The 16,752-nt window shown below is 61.8% G+C and carries 17 protein-coding genes; 12 read left to right on the top strand and 5 right to left on the bottom strand.

Features of this window, described 5'->3' with window-relative positions; all coding sequences use genetic code 11:
• Positions 1-93 precede the first annotated feature (93 nt).
• Both N6L25_RS15530 and N6L25_RS15525 read right to left on the bottom strand, forming a co-directional pair.
• The gene (locus tag N6L25_RS15530; protein ID WP_271982054.1) at positions 94-1,215 is read right to left on the bottom strand and encodes a PilT/PilU family type 4a pilus ATPase; all 1,122 of its coding nucleotides are present in this window, start codon (positions 1,213-1,215) and stop codon (positions 94-96) included.
• A gap of 177 nt (positions 1,216-1,392) precedes the next feature.
• The gene (locus tag N6L25_RS15525; protein WP_271982052.1) at positions 1,393-2,427 is read right to left on the bottom strand and encodes a type IV pilus twitching motility protein PilT; all 1,035 of its coding nucleotides are present in this window, start codon (positions 2,425-2,427) and stop codon (positions 1,393-1,395) included.
• A 201-nt stretch (positions 2,428-2,628) separates the two neighbouring features.
• Here N6L25_RS15525 and N6L25_RS15520 point away from each other — a divergent pair, with 201 nt between their 5' ends.
• The 10 genes from N6L25_RS15520 to N6L25_RS15475 all read left to right on the top strand — a co-directional run bounded on the left by N6L25_RS15520 (position 2,629) and on the right by N6L25_RS15475 (position 11,763).
• Complete coding sequence (locus N6L25_RS15520) at positions 2,629-3,330, top strand: YggS family pyridoxal phosphate-dependent enzyme (RefSeq protein ID WP_271982050.1); 702 nt, start codon at positions 2,629-2,631, stop codon at positions 3,328-3,330.
• 68 nt (positions 3,331-3,398) lie between these two features.
• Complete coding sequence (proC, locus tag N6L25_RS15515) at positions 3,399-4,232, top strand: pyrroline-5-carboxylate reductase (RefSeq protein WP_271982048.1); 834 nt, start codon at positions 3,399-3,401, stop codon at positions 4,230-4,232.
• 102 nt (positions 4,233-4,334) lie between these two features.
• The gene (locus N6L25_RS15510; protein ID WP_271982046.1) at positions 4,335-4,919 is read left to right on the top strand and encodes a YggT family protein; all 585 of its coding nucleotides are present in this window, start codon (positions 4,335-4,337) and stop codon (positions 4,917-4,919) included.
• A gap of 227 nt (positions 4,920-5,146) precedes the next feature.
• Positions 5,147-7,111, top strand: a complete 1,965-nt coding sequence (locus tag N6L25_RS15505; RefSeq protein WP_271982044.1) for a dynamin family protein — start codon at positions 5,147-5,149, stop codon at positions 7,109-7,111.
• A 167-nt stretch (positions 7,112-7,278) separates the two neighbouring features.
• Positions 7,279-8,427, top strand: a complete 1,149-nt coding sequence (gene metX / locus N6L25_RS15500; protein ID WP_271982041.1) for a homoserine O-succinyltransferase MetX — start codon at positions 7,279-7,281, stop codon at positions 8,425-8,427.
• Positions 8,424-9,026: a methionine biosynthesis protein MetW gene (gene metW / locus N6L25_RS15495; protein WP_271982039.1), complete on the top strand. Its 603-nt coding sequence runs from the start codon at positions 8,424-8,426 to the stop codon at positions 9,024-9,026. The genes metX and metW overlap by 4 nt, the downstream gene beginning before the upstream one ends.
• Before the next feature lie 2 nt (positions 9,027-9,028).
• On the top strand, positions 9,029-9,484 hold the full coding sequence (locus N6L25_RS15490) for a DUF4426 domain-containing protein (protein WP_271982037.1): 456 nt from the start codon (positions 9,029-9,031) through the stop codon (positions 9,482-9,484).
• Positions 9,481-10,086 carry an RdgB/HAM1 family non-canonical purine NTP pyrophosphatase gene (rdgB, locus tag N6L25_RS15485; protein ID WP_271982034.1) on the top strand — a complete coding sequence of 202 codons (606 nt, stop codon included), beginning with the start codon at positions 9,481-9,483 and terminating at the stop codon, positions 10,084-10,086. Before N6L25_RS15490 ends, rdgB begins: the two co-directional genes overlap by 4 nt.
• Entirely contained in the window at positions 10,079-11,233 is a 1,155-nt protein-coding gene (gene hemW / locus N6L25_RS15480) for a radical SAM family heme chaperone HemW (RefSeq protein ID WP_271982032.1), read from the top strand. Before rdgB ends, hemW begins: the two co-directional genes overlap by 8 nt.
• Entirely contained in the window at positions 11,230-11,763 is a 534-nt protein-coding gene (locus N6L25_RS15475; protein ID WP_334312400.1) for a hypothetical protein, read from the top strand. Before hemW ends, N6L25_RS15475 begins: the two co-directional genes overlap by 4 nt.
• A 22-nt stretch (positions 11,764-11,785) precedes the next feature.
• Here N6L25_RS15475 and trmB read toward each other — a convergent pair whose 3' ends face one another.
• The 3 genes from trmB to N6L25_RS15460 all read right to left on the bottom strand — a co-directional run bounded on the left by trmB (position 11,786) and on the right by N6L25_RS15460 (position 14,530).
• On the bottom strand, positions 11,786-12,502 hold the full coding sequence (trmB, locus tag N6L25_RS15470) for a tRNA (guanosine(46)-N7)-methyltransferase TrmB (RefSeq protein WP_271982031.1): 717 nt from the start codon (positions 12,500-12,502) through the stop codon (positions 11,786-11,788).
• Positions 12,503-12,637: 135 nt separating this feature from the next.
• Positions 12,638-14,164, bottom strand: coding sequence for a YifB family Mg chelatase-like AAA ATPase (locus N6L25_RS15465; protein ID WP_271982028.1), 1,527 nt, complete (start codon positions 14,162-14,164; stop codon positions 12,638-12,640).
• 111 nt (positions 14,165-14,275) lie between these two features.
• Complete coding sequence (locus N6L25_RS15460; RefSeq protein ID WP_271982026.1) at positions 14,276-14,530, bottom strand: accessory factor UbiK family protein; 255 nt, start codon at positions 14,528-14,530, stop codon at positions 14,276-14,278.
• 384 nt (positions 14,531-14,914) lie between these two features.
• Here N6L25_RS15460 and glnK point away from each other — a divergent pair, with 384 nt between their 5' ends.
• Both glnK and N6L25_RS15450 read left to right on the top strand, forming a co-directional pair.
• Positions 14,915-15,253 carry a P-II family nitrogen regulator gene (gene glnK / locus N6L25_RS15455; RefSeq protein WP_004578958.1) on the top strand — a complete coding sequence of 113 codons (339 nt, stop codon included), beginning with the start codon at positions 14,915-14,917 and terminating at the stop codon, positions 15,251-15,253.
• A 75-nt stretch (positions 15,254-15,328) separates the two neighbouring features.
• Complete coding sequence (locus N6L25_RS15450) at positions 15,329-16,597, top strand: ammonium transporter (RefSeq protein ID WP_271982016.1); 1,269 nt, start codon at positions 15,329-15,331, stop codon at positions 16,595-16,597.
• Positions 16,598-16,752 lie beyond the last annotated feature (155 nt).

Below are 16,752 nucleotides of genomic sequence, written 5' to 3'. Positions count from 1 at the left end.
TATACGCAGGTCAGGCCATTGGCCTCAAATGCCAAGGCTACCCATTTGGAAAGCTAACCAACTACGACCAAAGTCTAAAACGCCCGCGGCCAGTCAATCGTCCTGAATCGACAGGTTATCAACGGTGGACGACAGCTGCTCCGGGCTGTGGGCGTCACTGCCGAGCTTGATCATCAGGCGCAGATCGTTGGCGGAATCGGCGTAGGCCAACGCATCCTCGTAGGTGATCAGGCCGTCGGAATAGAGACGGTACAGGGCCTGGTCGAAGGTCTGCATGCCCGACTCGGTCGACTTCGCCATCAACTCCTTGAGCTTGTGCACCTCGCCCTTGCGGATCAGGTCCGACGCCAGCGGTGAATTGATCAATACCTCGATGGCGGCGCGTCGGCCTTTACCATCAGGTGTGGGAATCAGTTGCTGGGCGACAATGGCCCGGAGGTTGAGGGAAAGGTCCATCCAGACCTGGCGATGCTGGTCCGGGTTGAAGAACTGGATGATCCGGTCGAGCGCCTGGTTGGCGTTGTTGGCGTGCAGCGTGGCCAGACACAGGTGGCCGGTTTCGGCGAACTGGACCGCATACTCCATGGTCTGCTTGGTCCGCACCTCACCGATCAGAATCACGTCGGGGGCCTGGCGCAGGGTGTTTTTCAGCGCGACCTCAAAGCTCTCGGTGTCGATGCCCACTTCCCGCTGGGTCACGATGCAGCCTTGGTGCTGGTGCACAAATTCAATCGGGTCCTCAATGGAGATGATGTGACCACGGCTGTTCCGGTTACGATGCCCTAGCATGGCCGCCAGCGAAGTGGACTTACCGGTACCGGTGGCGCCGACAAAAATGATCAGACCGCGCTTGGTCATGGCCAGATCCTTGACCACTTCCGGCAGACTCAGCTCATCGATCTGGGGAATCTTGGTTTCGATACGCCGCAGTACCATGCCGCAGAGATTGCGCTGAAAGAAAGCGCTGACCCGGAATCGCCCGATGCCACGGGCGCTGATGGCGAAGTTGCATTCGTGGGACGCCTCGAACTCGGTCTGCTGCTTGTCGTTCATCGAGCCGTAAACGAGTTCGCGAGTCTGCTCCGGCGTCAGAGCGCTCTTGGTGACCGGAAGCACCTTGCCATTGACCTTCATGCTGGGGGGGACACCGGCGGTGATGAAGAGGTCCGAGCCCCCTTTCTCAACCATCAGCCTGAGCAGCTTTTCAAATTCCATGATCGTTACCTGTTAGTACTGAGCCTGTGAGTACTGAGCCTGTTAGCACTGGGCCTGTTCGTGCTGAGCGTGTGTTCACCGAGGCTATCGCCACCAAGGCTGTCTCACTATGCCCATTATGACCCAGGGTGACGGGCCGCCGCTAACGGTCAACCCCGCACGCCTGGCACCTGCCCGCTAAAAATTATCCGGCATCTTGGCCTTGGCCCGCGCGGCTTCGCGGGAAATCAGCCCTTTCTTCAACAACCGCTCCAGGCACTGATCCAGGGTCTGCATGCCCAGCGATCCGCCGGTCTGGATGGCCGAGTACATCTGGGCCACCTTGTCTTCGCGAATCAGGTTACGGATGGCAGGCGTGCCAATCATAATCTCGTGGGCGGCAATCCGGCCTCCCCCCATTTTCTTCATCAGGGTCTGGGAGACCACCGCCTGCAACGATTCCGACAGCATGGAGCGCACCATGGACTTTTCTTCCGCCGGGAACACATCCACCACCCGGTCGATGGTCTTGGCTGCGGAGGTGGTGTGCAGGGTGCCGAACACCAGGTGCCCGGTTTCCGCCGCGGTCAGCGCCAGCCGGATGGTTTCCAGGTCCCGCAGCTCACCCACCAGGATGATGTCGGGATCTTCCCGCAGCGCCGAGCGCAGCGCCTCGTTAAAGCCCAGGGTGTCCCGGTGCACTTCGCGCTGGTTGACCAGACACTTCTTGGAGTCATGCACGAATTCGATGGGGTCCTCAATGGTGAGGATGTGCTCGTAGCGACTCTCGTTGATGTAGTCGAGCATTGCCGCCAGGGTGGTGGACTTACCGGAACCGGTGGGCCCGGTCACCAGTACCAGCCCCCGGGGCACCGACGCCACGTCCTTGAACACCTGGCCCATGCCCAGGTCTTCCATGGTCAATACCTTGGACGGGATGGTCCGGAAGACGGCGCCGGCACCGCGGTTCTGGTTGAAGGCGTTAACCCGGAAACGGGCTACGCCGGGCACTTCGAAGGAGAAGTCGGTTTCCAGGAACTCCTCGAAATCCTTGCGCTGCTTGTCATTCATGATGTCATAAATCAGGCCATGGACCTCCTTATGCTCCATCGGCGGCAGATTGATGCGCCGCACGTCACCGTCTACACGAATCATCGGAGGAAGACCGGCGGACAGGTGCAAGTCAGACGCGCCCTGTTTTGCCGAGAAGGCAAGCAGTTCAGTTATATCCATAGGAGTCCTCGGGAGGGTTATTCTTTTATCCTGACATCGGGGCAGCCGGAGAAAGCAAACGCCGAACAGCGCTGGCCTACCGGCGTCCGGCACACAAGTCCCAGCGCGCCAAACCACCGGCACTGACCGGCTTGGCAATTGCAACAGCTGCGGGTAACGTATCGACTTATCTGCAAAAATCGACCATGCCAGACAGACACTATGAGCAGCATAGCAGACAACATCGAGAGCGTAACCCGGCGCATACAAAAAGCAACAGAGGCGGCCGGCCGGCCGGAGAACTGCGTCACACTGCTTGCGGTCAGCAAGACCCGCCCCGCCGACGACGTCCGCCAAGCCAGCGCGGTTGGACAACGGGCCTTCGGCGAAAACTACCTCAACGAGGCCCTGACCAAGATTGAGGCGCTGTCTGACCTGAGCGATCTCGAGTGGCACTTCATCGGCCCGATCCAGTCCAACAAGACCCGGCAGATTGCCGACCACTTTCACTGGGTTCACACCGTGGACCGGGAAAAGATTGCCCGACGCCTCAGCGACCAGCGCAGCCCGCAACACCCGCCCCTCAACATCTGTCTTCAGGTCAACATCGACAAGGAACCGACCAAAGCCGGCTGCAGCGCGGATCAGGCCGTGATCCTGGCCCGGCAGGTGGCCGAACTGCCCCGACTCAGACTGCGGGGACTCATGGCCATACCGGATCCGGATCAAACTGAGGACGAGCTCCGGCACAGCTTCCGGCGGCTGCGGCAGCTGCTTGACGACATCCGCCAGGCGCTACCGTCCATGGCGGGGCTCGACACCCTCTCCATGGGAATGTCGGCGGACCTGGAACTGGCCATCCAGGAAGGCGCTACCTGCGTCCGGGTTGGCACTGCGCTGTTTGGCCCACGCCGCCCCAAGTGATGAGATAACAACACAATATCCTGCTATGATCGGGCTCAAATTACCCGGCGAGTTATGTGGAGCGAACTTTGAGCACATCACCAACCATCTCGTTTATCGGCGCAGGCAACATGGCCAGCGCCATCATTGGCGGCATGCTCGCCAACGGCTTCGACGCCGGCAACATCTGGGTGAGCGCGCCGGATGACCCGCATCTGCAATCGATTCGCAAGCGCTTCGGCGTCAGCGTGACCACAGACAACCGCTTCTGCGCGCAGCAGGGCGACCTGGTGATACTGGCGGTCAAACCCCAGGTCATGCTGGACGTGTGCCGGGACATCGCCCCGGTCGCCCAGAACACCCGACCACTGATGGTGTCAATTGCCGCCGGGTTAGCGGCAGACACTCTCGATCAGTGGCTGGGTGGAGGCCTGCCACTGGTTCGGGTCATGCCCAATACACCCTCGCTGGTGGGCAAAGGCGCGGCGGGGCTGTTCGCCAATGAACAGGTGACGGACAAGCAAAAAGCGCTGGTGGAGGCTATCTTCGGCAGCATCGGCAGCGCCCTCTGGGTCGACCAGGAGTCCCTGCTGCATGGGGTTACCGCGCTGTCTGGCAGCGGGCCCGCCTACTTTTTCCTGATGCTGGAAGCCCTGGAGAGCGCCGCTACCCAAGCCGGCATCACGCCAGCGACGGCCCGCCAGCTGGCTATCCAGACCATGGCCGGCGCCGCCGAAATGGCGGCGCGCAGCGAGCACGACCCGGCCCAGCTCAAACGGAACGTCATGTCCCCCGGCGGCACTACCGAACAGGCCATCAACACCTTTGAAAACGGCGGCCTGCGCGAACTGGTCCAGCAGGCGTTCCAGGCGGCCTATCAACGCTCGGAAGCCATGGCCCGGGAACTGGCCGAGAAACCATAGATACTGAGCGCCCCAGGGCGCAATCACCTGCGGCGGGATCCAAGGTGGGCGACCGGGCCCCACTGATCCAGAGACCACTTTCGCACACGGAGACACAGCTTGATGCTGGCCCACATCCTCATTACCGTACTGCAGATCGCCTCCACCTTTTATCTCACCATCGTGCTGCTGCGCTTCCTGCTGCAGCTGGCGCGGGCCGACTTTTACAACCCGATTTCCCAGTTCGTGGTGAAAGCCACCAACCCATTGCTACGCCCCCTGCGCCGGCTCATTCCTGGCTGGGGCGGCATTGACGGCGCCTCGCTGGTACTGGCGGTACTGATACAGTGCCTCACCTACCTGCTGATCCTGTTCACCCTCAACGGCGGTCTGCCCAGCATCAATCCGCTGACCCTGCTGACCTGGTCGGCACTGACCGTGGTGGGACTAATTGTGAAGATCTACTTCTGGTCCGTCATCGCGGTGGTGGTGGTGAGCTGGATCGCGCCGCAGAGTCATCATCCCGCCATTCAGTTGGTGGCCCAGATCACCGAGCCGGTGATGCGACCGGTGCGCAAGCTGATGCCGCCGGTAGGTGGCCTGGACCTGTCGCCGATAGTGGTGTTCCTGATTCTGAGCGTGGTCGGCCAGGTCATCCAGAGTCTGGCCCAGGCGGCAGGCCTGAGCGCGATCGGCGTGGGACTGTAGGCTGGTTCGCAAGTTTGCAATAGTTAACAAACTAACACAGGACATAACACGCCCAAACTCAGCTGGCAACCAACTGATTGTTATATACTTTTAATGCAACAGCGGTTGCCCGGACCACGAACTGGCCCTGCCCTCGGCGGCGAGCCCGAGCCGCCGGGAAGATATCGCGCTATTTTTAGTCGTATTATTCGGATTATCGCGCTGCACGATTGGGGAAGGTCAATATCATGAACAATTACGGGAGCCTCTCCCAACAGGTGGAAGCCTACCACGCCTGGAAAAAAGAGCTGATCCGACAGATCAGCCGTTACCGGCTCTGGCTGCAAGACAACGACCTGTTCTCCGACGACATCAGTACCCGGATTCGTAACGGCCTGGAACTGCTGATCGAGGATGAGCTGACCATCGCGTTCGTTGGCGAGTACTCTCGCGGCAAAACCGAGCTGATCAACGCCCTGTTTTTCTCGAATTATGGCCAGCGCATGCTGCCTTCCCAGGCCGGACGCACCACCATGTGCCCGACCGAGCTGTTTTTTGACCGCGCCGAGAATCGTAACTATCTGCGACTGCTTCCGGTGGAAACCCGCAGCGGCGACCTCTCGTTACACCAGCTCCGCAAACAGCCCGCACACTGGGTTCACCACGAACTGGACGACAACGATCCCGAGGTGATGCGGGAAGTGCTGGCCGAGGTCGCCCGTGTCAAGAGCGTGACACCCGCCGAGGCGCGCCAGCTGGGCTTTGAGGAAAGCATGCTGGAAGTGGACCGGGGCGCTCCCGGCAAGGTGCTGATTCCGGCCTGGCGCAACGCCCAGATCAGCATCCGCCATCCGCTGTTCGAACGCGGCCTGCGTATTCTCGACACCCCAGGACTCAACGCCCTGGGCTCCGAACCTGAACTCACCATCAGCATGCTGCCCAACGCCCATGCGGTCATTTTCCTGCTCAGCGCCGACACCGGGGTGACGGCCAGCGACATGACCCTGTGGAAAGAGCACATCAACACCGAAGACGCCGACCATCGCGCCGGACGCTTTGCGGTACTGAATAAGATCGATGTACTGTGGGACGACCTGCAGGGCGAGCATCACACTCAGGACGCCATCGAACGGGTCCAGCAGTACACCGCCGACCACCTGGGCATGCACCGCGCCGATGTGATTCCGGTCTCGGCCAAGCAGGGCTTGCTGGCCAAGGTCCGCAAGGACGAAGCGCTGCTGCAGCGCAGCAACCTGCCAAACCTGGAAAACCTGATCATCGACCGCATCCTGGTCCACAAGGAGCAGTTGATCACCCAAAGCCTGATCAATGACTTGCTGGGCATGCTGCAAAACAGCCAGGCCGCCATCCAGAGCCGTCTGGGGGTTCTGGAAGAAGAATTCCAGGCCTGCTCGGACACCCACATCGACCGCGACGCCCTGCGCCGGCTCGCCGACCGCTCCCAGAACGACTACGACTTCTACTACAAGAAGCTGATCACCCTGCGCTCCAGCCGCCGATTGATGCAGTCCCAGGGCATCACCCTCAATCAATTGGTGAGCGAAGAACGCTTTGAAGGCCATGCCAACAAGGTTCGCAAGCTGCTGACCAAGAGCTGGACCACCGCCGGCCTGAACCGCGGCATGAACCATTTCTTCGAGCTGCTGGAGAGCGATCTCAACAACCTGATGACCGAAGGCCAGCTGGCGGAGAAAATGGTGGCGGCCATTTACCGGCGTTACAACGAAGACACCCGCGCCCGCCATCTGGAGCCGATCCCGCTCCGCGCCGGTCGCCATGTTATTGCAATCCGCGAGTTGCGCAAGAAGGCCAACCGCTTCCGCCTCAACCCGAAAAACCTGCTCACCGAGCAGAACCTGCTGATCCGGCGCTTTTTCAATATCCTGGTGAGCGAAGCCCGCACCCTGCACCAGCGGGTTCGCAAGGACGTCGAGCGCTGGCCGAGCGAGGCGCTGCTGCCGATCATGCAGTACTCCATGGAGCAAAAGCAGCTATTGGAGCACCAGATCCGGCGGCTGCGGGACATGGTCCGTCACGACCGCGACAGCAAGGCCGAACGGGCGCGCTTACTCGCCTCTATCACCGAGCTGCGCAAACAGCTGGAACTGGCGGAGAGCATGCATCGCCAAATCCGCAAACCGGCTCCGACCCTGATCCAGCAGAAAGTGGTGAAGCTTTCCGGCCTCGCCTGAGCGTCCGGCGCGGTCCCGGACCGTCGGCGACACTGACAGTTGCAGCCTTGCAGGGCGGCCTTTAAACTGCAGGGCTGGCCAGCGCATTGCCCACCCGGGACCCGTGCCGCCGGCCACCACACTCTGTCAGAGTTTTACCGACCGAACCAGGAAGCTTACGCGCGCCGATGCCCGATTCCCTGCCACCGGATTCTGTCGGGGTAGTTACCCCGCAGACCCTGCATTTCGACACTCCCATTACCTTGGCCTGCGGCCAAACGCTGGACAGCTACGACTTGGTGGTGGAAACCTATGGCTCCCTGAATGCCGACGCCAGCAACGCCATCCTGATCTGCCATGCCCTGAGTGGGCATCATCACGCTGCCGGTTACCACAGCATGGACGACCGCAAGCCGGGCTGGTGGGACAGCTGCATCGGCCCCGGCAAACCCATCGATACCCGCCGCTTCTTCGTGGTCAGCCTCAATAATCTGGGCGGTTGCCATGGCAGCACCGGCCCCAACTCCCCCAATCCGGCGACCGGTAAACCCTATGGTCCGGACTTCCCGGTAGTGACGGTCAAGGACTGGGTCGACAGCCAGGCAGCCCTTGCCGACCGCCTCGGCATCCAGTGCTGGGCTGCGGTGGTGGGTGGCTCCCTCGGCGGCATGCAGGCACTGCAGTGGAGCCTGTCATACCCGGACCGCCTGCGGCACGCGCTGATCATCGCCTCCACGCCGCGGCTGACTGCCCAGAACATCGCCTTCAACGAGGTCGCCCGTAACGCCATCACCAGTGACCAGGAATTCCACGACGGCCGCTACCACGACTTCGACACCGTGCCCCGCCGTGGCCTGATGCTGGCGCGCATGATCGGTCACATTACCTACCTGTCGGACGCCTCCATGGGGGAAAAATTCGGCCGCGAGTTACGGGACCAGGCCTACAAGTTCGGTTACGACGCCGAGTTCCAGGTGGAGAGTTACCTGCGTTACCAGGGTGAACGGTTTTCCGAAACCTTCGATGCCAATACCTACCTGCTGATGACCCGGGCGCTGGACTATTTTGACCCGGCCTACGAGTACGACAACAACCTCGCCGAGGCCATGACCCATGCCCGCTGCGAGTTTCTGGTGCTGTCCTTCAGCACCGACTGGCGCTTTACCCCGGCGCGGTCCGAGGAGTTGGTGAATGCCATGGTGGCGGCCCGCCGCAAAGTCAGTTACGCCGAGATCGACGCCCCCTGGGGTCACGATGCCTTCCTGATCCCCACCCCCAGGTACACCGACGTATTCTGCGCCTACATGGCGCGGGTAGCCCGGGAGGTCAACGCATGAGAACCGATCTGCAAATCATCGAACAGTGGATCAAACCCGGCAGCCATGTGCTCGACCTCGGCTGCGGCGATGGCACCCTGCTGGACCATCTGCAGCGCGAGAAACAGGCCAGCGGCTTTGGCCTGGAGATCAACCCCGACCACATCACCACCTGCATGTCCCGGGGCGTGGCCGTGATCGAGCAAAACCTCGACACCCAGGGGCTGCAGAATTTTGACGACCAAAGTTTCGACGTGGTGTTGATGACTCAGGCGCTGCAGGCGGTTCGACGCCCAGACAAGGTACTGGATGAGATGCTCCGGTTAGGCCGGGAAGGCATCGTTACATTTCCCAATTTTGCCTACTGGCGACTACGCTGGTATTTGATGCGTCACGGCAGAATGCCCGAATCGGAAACCCTGCCCTACCGCTGGTACAACACCCCGAACATCCACCTGTGCACGTTCAAGGATTTCGAGGCGCTGTGTTATCGGAAGAACTTCCGCATCAAGAACCGTACGGTGGTGGATGGCGACCACCAGGACCGCTGGTTCAGCCGACTGTGGCCGAACATGCTGGGACAGATCGCCATTTACCGGATTACTCGGCAGGAGGATTGACCATGAATGCGTTCGCCCGTTGCTTTTCCACCCTGGCGCTGATCGTCAGCCTGGTTCTGTGCCCACTCGCCGCGCTGGCCGAATCGGTGGATTTCGGTGATTTCCAGGTGCATTACAGCGTTTTCCCCAGCACCTTTCTGACCCCCGAGATTGCCGCCCAGAACAACCTGACCCGCAGTCGGGCCATCGGCATCCTCAACATCAGCATCATGCAGCAAAACGAACTGGGCGGTCTGGCCACCATCAGCGGTCAGGTCGAGGGACGGATGCTGAACGACATCCAGCAACCCCGCTTCCTGGCGTTCCGCCGCATCCAGGAAGGCGAGGCGGTGTACTTCATCTCGGAGTTCCAGTACCGCTCCGGCGAGCTGCTGACCTTCCACGTGACCGCCCGGCCCACCGGTGCCGGTGACGACCTACCGATCCGATTCGCCCACACACTGTATAACGAAGAATGACCAATCAAGACAACCGGCTGGTGATTGCCAGCAACAACGCCGGCAAGCTGGCGGAACTGACCGAGCTGCTGGCGCCACTGGGGCTGACCCCGGTGCCGCAACGGGAACTGGGTGTGAGCGAAGCCGAGGAGCCGGCCATCACCTTCGTGGAAAACGCCATTCTCAAGGCACGCCACGCCGCCCGCGTCACCGGGTTACCGGCACTGGCGGATGATTCCGGCCTCGCGGTGGACGCACTGGGCGGATTGCCCGGGGTCCGCTCGGCCCGTTTCGCCGGGCCCGATGCCAGCGACAGTGACAACATCGACGCCCTGCTGGCGGCACTCGAAACCACGCCGGCCCCGCAGCGCAGCGCCCAGTTCCATTGTGTGCTGGTCTACCTGCGCCACGCCGAAGACCCCACCCCCATCGTGTGCCATGGCCGCTGGTCCGGCCAGATCCTGACGGCACGACGCGGGCAAGGCGGCTTCGGCTACGACCCGGTGTTCTGGATCGACGACAAACAGTGCAGCGCCGCCGAACTCAGCCGGGCCGAGAAAAGCCGCCTCAGCCATCGCGGCCAAGCCCTGGAGCTGTTGCTGCAGCAGCTGAGCCGTGGCTGAGGTCGCCGTGCCACCGATCCCGGCTCAGGTGCCACTGAGCCTGTACGTGCATGTGCCCTGGTGCGTGCGCAAATGTCCCTACTGCGACTTCAATTCCCACGCCCTCGAGGCCACCCCGCCGGAGGCGGACTATCTGGCGGCCATTGCGGAGGATCTGCACCAGGACAGGGCACTGATTCAAGGGCGGGCCATTCAGACGGTGTTTATCGGCGGCGGCACCCCCTCGCTGATGTCGCCGGCGTTTTACCAGCAACTGTTCGATGCCCTGCGCCAGGAGCTGTTGATTGCTCCGGACGCCGAAATCACCCTGGAGGCCAATCCCGGCACCGTTGACCAAGACCGTTTCCTGGGCTTCTTTCAGGCGGGCATCAACCGACTGTCCCTGGGCATCCAGAGCTTCGACCGCCAGCAACTAAAGACCCTTGGCCGCATCCACGATGACCAGGCTGCCCAGGAGGCCATCGAGGCTGCAATCGGGGCCGGTTTTGGCAACTTCAATCTGGACCTGATGCACGGCCTGCCTGGGCAAACACCCGAGGATGCCCTGGCGGACCTTGAAGCGGCGCTGGCCTGGCAACCGCCACACCTGTCGTGGTACCAGCTGACCCTGGAACCCAACACCGAATTCTACAGCCGCCCACCGGAGCTGCCGGACGACGATCGGCTCTGGGCGATCCACCAGGCCGGAGCCGCGCGATTGCGTAGCGCCGGATTCAACGACTACGAAGTGTCGGCCTGGAGCCAAGCCGGCCAGTCTTCCCGCCATAACCTCAATTACTGGAGCTTCGGTGATTACCTGGCCTTGGGCGCCGGTGGGCACGGCAAGGTGACCCTGGCCGACGGCAGTGTCCGCCGCTACTGGAAAACGCGGCAACCGGGCGCCTATCTAAATCGCATTGGCAGCCGAACCGCAGGCAGCCAGACCATCCAGTCCGACGAACTGGCCCTGGAATTCATGATGAACGCGCTGCGTCTGAGGGCGGGGGTTGCGGAACCGGTGTTTGTCGAGCGCACCGGTTTACCCATCGAATCGATTGCTGTAATACTGAACGAACTGAGAGCGGAACGTTTGCTGGAGCCGACCCGGCTGCAGGCCACCGAACACGGACAACGATACCTTAACAGTGTGCTGGAGCGATTCTTATGATGCGAGAGCCCGCCCTGCCAGCGGTGCCAAGGGGCCTGAAAGTGAGCGCACTGATCAGCCTCGCCCTGCTGTGCGGATTGCTCGCCATCAACCAATTGCTGGTATCACCCGATGCACCGAAGGGCATATTCAGTTTTCAGCTCGCGGCCACCGCCGAACGCGCCGGCGTCATGATCGCCAGCTGGGGTGATCAGGGGCTGTTCTGGGCCCAGGTTTCCCTGTGGTTGGATTACGCATTAGTCGTGGTGTATACGGTCTGCCTGGTGTTATTGACCAATTATCTGCTGCTGGACCGGCCCGGCATCCGGGAACGCAAGATTGGCCACTGGGTCAGGGCCCTGTTCATTGGCGCCGGGCTCAGCGACATGGCCGAGAACACCCTGCTGCTCAACAACCTGCCCACCGCCAGCGACAGTGTCAGCCTCGCAGCCACCATCTGCGCCCTGGTCAAGTTCACCGGGCTGGTGCTCGGCGCGGCGGGCCTGATCATCCTGCGGGCCGCTCGCCGCCACCCCTTGCATCACGAATAATCCTGACCGCCCCGCTGCCGGTTCAGTTGGTTCGCCGGAACATCAGGTCCCAGACGCCGTGCCCCAGGCGCTCGCCACGCTGCTCGAACTTGGTGATGGGGCGATGGTCCGGGCGCGGCGCAAACGCGCTGCCCGCCTCGGTGTTGGCAAAGCCTTCCGACGCCATCATCACCTCCATCATATGCTCCGCGTAGTTTTCCCAGTCGGTGGCCAGGTGCAGAACCCCCCCTACCCGCAGCTTGTGACGCATTCGCTGCACAAACTCCGGCTGGACCAGGCGGCGCTTGTGATGGCGCTTCTTGTGCCAGGGGTCCGGAAAAAACACCATCGCCCGGTCGAGACACGCCTCCGGCAGACACAGGTCGATGACGTCATTGGCGTCCACGTTATAGACCCGGACATTTTCCAGGCCCCGCTCTTCGACCTCCTTGAGCAGGGCACCAACGCCCGGTAGGTGTACCTCTACGCCGATAAAGTCCTGCTCTGGCGCCGCCGCGGCCATCTCGGCCAGCGATTTACCCATGCCGAAGCCAATCTCCAGATTCAGCGGGGCGCTGCGCCCGAACACCTCACGGGGATCAATCACCCCATGTTCCCGAGTCAGCCCAAAGCGCGGCCAGCATCGTTCGAAGGCATTTTTCTGGCCGACGGTCATCCGGCCCTGACGCAACACGAAACTGCGGATGCCCCGGCGGGTGGTGATTGGGTTAGCATCAGGCTGCTCTGGCCGGTCTGTCATCTTGTGTCCTCAAAAAACCAATGCTCGTTGATGGAGTAATAGACGGGCCTGATCATCAGGCCCGGGCAGAACGCACAGTTTACCAGAGATGTCCGAGGTATCCTCACGGCAACCGGGCCGCGCCGCTCAGGGCCACTAGCCGACCGGGGCGGTACCACGACCGGTCGGCTGCCGGTCCAACTTGCGATACCCCAGCGCCTCCACCAGATGCCCCTGGCGTACCGCGTCGGCACCGGCCAGATCGGCCACCGTCCGCGCTACCCGCAACACCCGATGCAGAGCCCGCGCCGACAGGCCCAGTCGTTCCACCGCCTGGGTGACCAGACGCTCACCGCCGCTATCGAGCCGACACACCTCCTGCAACTGAGCCCCAGCCAGCCTGGCATTGATGGCGCCGCGGGCCAGCTGCCGCGCGCGGGCCTGCTCCACCCGTTGCCTGACACAGGCACTGCTCTCGCCCTGCGGGTTCCGCGTCAGCAGCAACTCCCCTGGCTGCACCGGCACCTCCACGTGGAGATCGAAGCGGTCCAGCAACGGCCCCGACAGCTTGGCCTGGTAACGCATGACCTGCTGGGGCGTGCACTGGCACTCGATGGCCGGGTGTCCGCGGTAACCACAGGGGCAGGGATTCATCGCCGCGATCAGCTGAAATCGGGCCGGGAACACCACCTGACGGGCGGCGCGGGAAATCACGATCTCGCCGGACTCCATCGGTTCCCGCAACACCTCCAGCACCTTGCGGTCAAATTCCGGCAACTCATCGAGAAACAGTACACCCTGGTGGGCGAGGGAAATTTCCCCCGGTCGCGGACTGCTGCCACCACCCACCAGTGCCACCGATGACGCGGTATGGTGGGGTGCGCGATAGGGTGGCTGCCGCCAACGCCCGGACCGCACCGGCATACCGGCAATGGAATGAACGCTGGCTACCTCCAGTGCGTCGGCATCGGCCAGTGGTGGCAGAATTCCGGGCAAGCGGCTGGCGAGCATACTCTTGCCGGTCCCTGGCGGGCCGAACAGAATCAGGTTGTGCCCGCCGGCAGCGGCAATCTCCAGGGCCCGTCGAGGCACATGCTGACCCTGCACCTCGGCCAAGTCACGGCCCTGGGTTGGAGTGGCCTGGCTCGCCATGGGACCCACAGCGGCAAGACGCTGGCTGCCGCTCAGGTGTTCGCAGACCGCCAGCAGGTGGCCGGCGGCAAACACATCCTCGGCAGCGGCGAGGGAAGCCTCTTCTTCATTGGCGGCGGGAATCAGCAACTGGTGGCCATCCTGGCGGGCGGCCATCACCGCCGGCAAGATACCCTTGACCGGCCGCAGGGCACCGTCCAGCGACAACTCGCCCAAGCACTCGATGCGGGCCAGCGCCTCGGCCGGCAATTGCCCGGACGCGGCCAGGATGCCCAGGGCGATGGGCAGATCAAAACGGCCGCCTTCCTTGGGCAGGTCCGCCGGTGCCAGGTTGATGGTGATTCGTTTGGCGGGAAACTCGAAGCCGGCGTTGAGCAAGGCGCTGCGGACCCGGTCTTTGCTTTCTTTGACCCCGGTTTCCGGCAGCCCAACGATCGACAGGGCCGGCAGGCCATTGGAGAGGTGCACCTCAACCGTCACCCGAGGCGCAGATACACCCAGGCAGGCCCGGGTATGAACAGTGGCAAGCATAATAACCTTCCGTGGTGTAAGTAATCGTGGTGTCAGTAACCAAGGCCCGCAAGGAAAACCTTGCGGGAAGCGAGCTGGCCGCACCCGATCCCTGGGCACAGCACTGGCTCATCAATCCCGGGTCAGGGCCTGCTCCAGTGCCGCAACCCGCTGTTCCAACGCCTCTACTTTTTCCCGGGTCCGCATCAACACCGCCTGCTGGGCATCAAACTCCTCACGGGTGACCAGCTCAAGACGGGACAGGACTGACATCACAGTGGCACGGGCATGGCTTTCGAAGTCGTCGCGGGCAGCGCGGGCCATGTCGGGAACGAACTGACCAAACTGACCCTGGAGCTGGGCCAGGAAATCCTGGGGACCTTTCACTATTCACCTCGATGTTATGACGGACATGAACTTGGGCATGGCTATCGATATGACGGGGAAGGAGTGTAACACATCGCCGGTCCTGCCATACTGAGTGCTGGATCGCCGGCTGGGGAAAACGTGGGCCCAAATTGGGCATTCTCCATGCACCATGATGGATCGACGACCCGTCATGTGCGCTATAATGGGGCGCCACGACGTACCGCGTCGGAACAATCAAAAGGCATACCATTGTTTTTATAAGATTTTTTTGCGTTGGCACACACGATGCTAATAACCTCGTACGCAATCCGCACAATTCGTGTGCGAGGTGGCAGCATCCCGAGTTCAACTCCGGCCAATTTGGCCTAAAGTAGTTGAGACGGAATTACCAAGGAGATACCAATGAAACTTGTGACAGCTATCATCAAGCCTTTCAAGCTGGATGATGTCCGTGAGGCACTATCCGAGATTGGCGTTCAAGGCGTTACCGTCACTGAGGTTAAGGGCTTCGGTCGCCAGAAAGGCCACACCGAACTCTACCGCGGCGCCGAGTATGTGGTTGATTTTCTGCCCAAGGTGAAGGTTGAGGTAGCCATTGGCGACAACCTGCTGGACCAGGTCATCGAGTCCATCACCAAGGCGGCCAACACCGGCAAGATTGGCGATGGCAAAATCTTCGTCACCGAACTGGAGCAGGCCATCCGGATTCGGACCGGTGAAACTGGAGAAGAGGCGGTTTAATACGCCCCCCGATTACCGGAACAGCCAGCGCAAAAAACCAACTACCTGAAAAAGCCTCGTGCGGAGGGCTTCTTAATGGAAAGCAATATCTTTCACCTGCAGTATGCAATAGATACCTTTTATTTCCTTGTTTGCGGCGCATTAGTTATGTGGATGGCTGCGGGCTTCGCCATGCTCGAAGCCGGCCTGGTACGCGCCAAGAACACCACTGAGATTCTGACCAAGAACGTTGCCCTGTTTGCGGTTGCCTGCACCATGTACCTGGTGTGCGGCTACGCCATCATGTACGGCGGCAACATCTTCCTGTCCGGCATGGGCGATGTCGACGTGGCCGGCGTGCTGGGCGAATTCGCCGGCCGTGAAGACGGCTTCGAAGGCGGCTCCATCTACTCCGGCGCTTCCGACTTCTTCTTTCAGGTTGTGTTCGTAGCCACCGCCATGTCCATCGTGTCCGGCGCGGTTGCCGAGCGCATGAAACTGTGGGCCTTCCTGCTGTTCGCCGTGGTCATGACCGGCTTTATCTACCCGATGGAAGGAGCCTGGACCTGGGGCGGCGCGTCCGTGTTCGGCCTCTACTCCCTGGGTGATCTGGGCTTCAGCGACTTCGCCGGTTCCGGCATCGTACACATGGCAGGTGCCTCCGCGGCCCTGGCCGGTGTTCTGCTGCTCGGCGCTCGTAAAGGCAAGTACGGCGCCAATGGCGAGATTCGCGCCATCCCGGGTGCCAACCTGCCGCTGGCGACACTCGGTACCTTCATCCTGTGGATGGGCTGGTTCGGTTTCAACGGCGGTTCCGTACTGAAGCTGGGCGACATCTCCAACGCCCACGCAGTTGCCATGGTCTTCCTGAACACCAACGCCGCTGCCGCCGGTGGCGCCATTGCCGCCCTGGTTATGGCTCGCCTGATGTTCGGCAAGGCCGATATCACCATGCTGCTGAACGGCGCCCTGGCGGGCCTGGTGGTCATCACCGCTGAGCCGTCCACGCCGAGCGCGCTGACCGCAACCCTGTTCGGTGCCCTGGGTGGTGTGCTGGTGGTGCTGAGCATCGTCACCATGGACAAGCTGCGCATTGACGACCCGGTCGGCGCCATCTCCGTCCACGGTGTGTGCGGTCTGCTGGGTCTGCTGCTGGTTCCGGTCACCAACGGTGACGCCAGCTTCTCCGGCCAGATCATCGGCGCCATCACCATCTTCGCCTGGGTCTTTGTGGCCAGCATGTTCGTCTGGGGCATCATCAAGGCGGTGATTGGCCTGCGGGTGAGCGAGGAAGACGAGTACGAAGGCGTGGATCTGTCCGAGTGCGGTATGGAAGCCTATCCGGAGTTTGTCAGCACCAAGTAACGCTGACCCCGGAGACACAAAGGGCGCCTCATGGAGGCTGTGTAAAAACGAGTTATACAGCCTTCAGGCGGCCAAGCAAAAATGCCCCGGACTCTCTCCGGGGCATTTTTCGTTCCAGGCGTCCGACCTGAATGGGCTCAGATCCGGCAAAAATC

Source organism: Marinobacter sp. SS21 (genome assembly GCF_028369065.1).
Taxonomy (GTDB): Bacteria; Pseudomonadota; Gammaproteobacteria; order Pseudomonadales; family Oleiphilaceae; genus Marinobacter.
The sequence above is the reverse complement of the archived record's forward strand: the minus strand, read 5'-3'. Positions and strand labels throughout refer to the sequence as shown.

Coding starts and splice junctions, on each gene's coding strand:
- N6L25_RS15530 (WP_271982054.1), bottom strand. CDS start 1,215: ATGGAATTTGAAAAGCTGCTCAGGCTGATGGTTGAGAAAGGGGGCTCG.
- N6L25_RS15525 (WP_271982052.1), bottom strand. CDS start 2,427: ATGGATATAACTGAACTGCTTGCCTTCTCGGCAAAACAGGGCGCGTCT.
- N6L25_RS15520 (WP_271982050.1), top strand. CDS start 2,629: ATGAGCAGCATAGCAGACAACATCGAGAGCGTAACCCGGCGCATACAA.
- N6L25_RS15510 (WP_271982046.1), top strand. CDS start 4,335: ATGCTGGCCCACATCCTCATTACCGTACTGCAGATCGCCTCCACCTTT.
- N6L25_RS15505 (WP_271982044.1), top strand. CDS start 5,147: ATGAACAATTACGGGAGCCTCTCCCAACAGGTGGAAGCCTACCACGCC.
- metX (WP_271982041.1), top strand. CDS start 7,279: ATGCCCGATTCCCTGCCACCGGATTCTGTCGGGGTAGTTACCCCGCAG.
- metW (WP_271982039.1), top strand. CDS start 8,424: ATGAGAACCGATCTGCAAATCATCGAACAGTGGATCAAACCCGGCAGC.
- N6L25_RS15490 (WP_271982037.1), top strand. CDS start 9,029: ATGAATGCGTTCGCCCGTTGCTTTTCCACCCTGGCGCTGATCGTCAGC.
- rdgB (WP_271982034.1), top strand. CDS start 9,481: ATGACCAATCAAGACAACCGGCTGGTGATTGCCAGCAACAACGCCGGC.
- N6L25_RS15475 (WP_334312400.1), top strand. CDS start 11,230: ATGATGCGAGAGCCCGCCCTGCCAGCGGTGCCAAGGGGCCTGAAAGTG.
- trmB (WP_271982031.1), bottom strand. CDS start 12,502: ATGACAGACCGGCCAGAGCAGCCTGATGCTAACCCAATCACCACCCGC.
- N6L25_RS15465 (WP_271982028.1), bottom strand. CDS start 14,164: ATGCTTGCCACTGTTCATACCCGGGCCTGCCTGGGTGTATCTGCGCCT.
- glnK (WP_004578958.1), top strand. CDS start 14,915: ATGAAACTTGTGACAGCTATCATCAAGCCTTTCAAGCTGGATGATGTC.
- N6L25_RS15450 (WP_271982016.1), top strand. CDS start 15,329: ATGGAAAGCAATATCTTTCACCTGCAGTATGCAATAGATACCTTTTAT.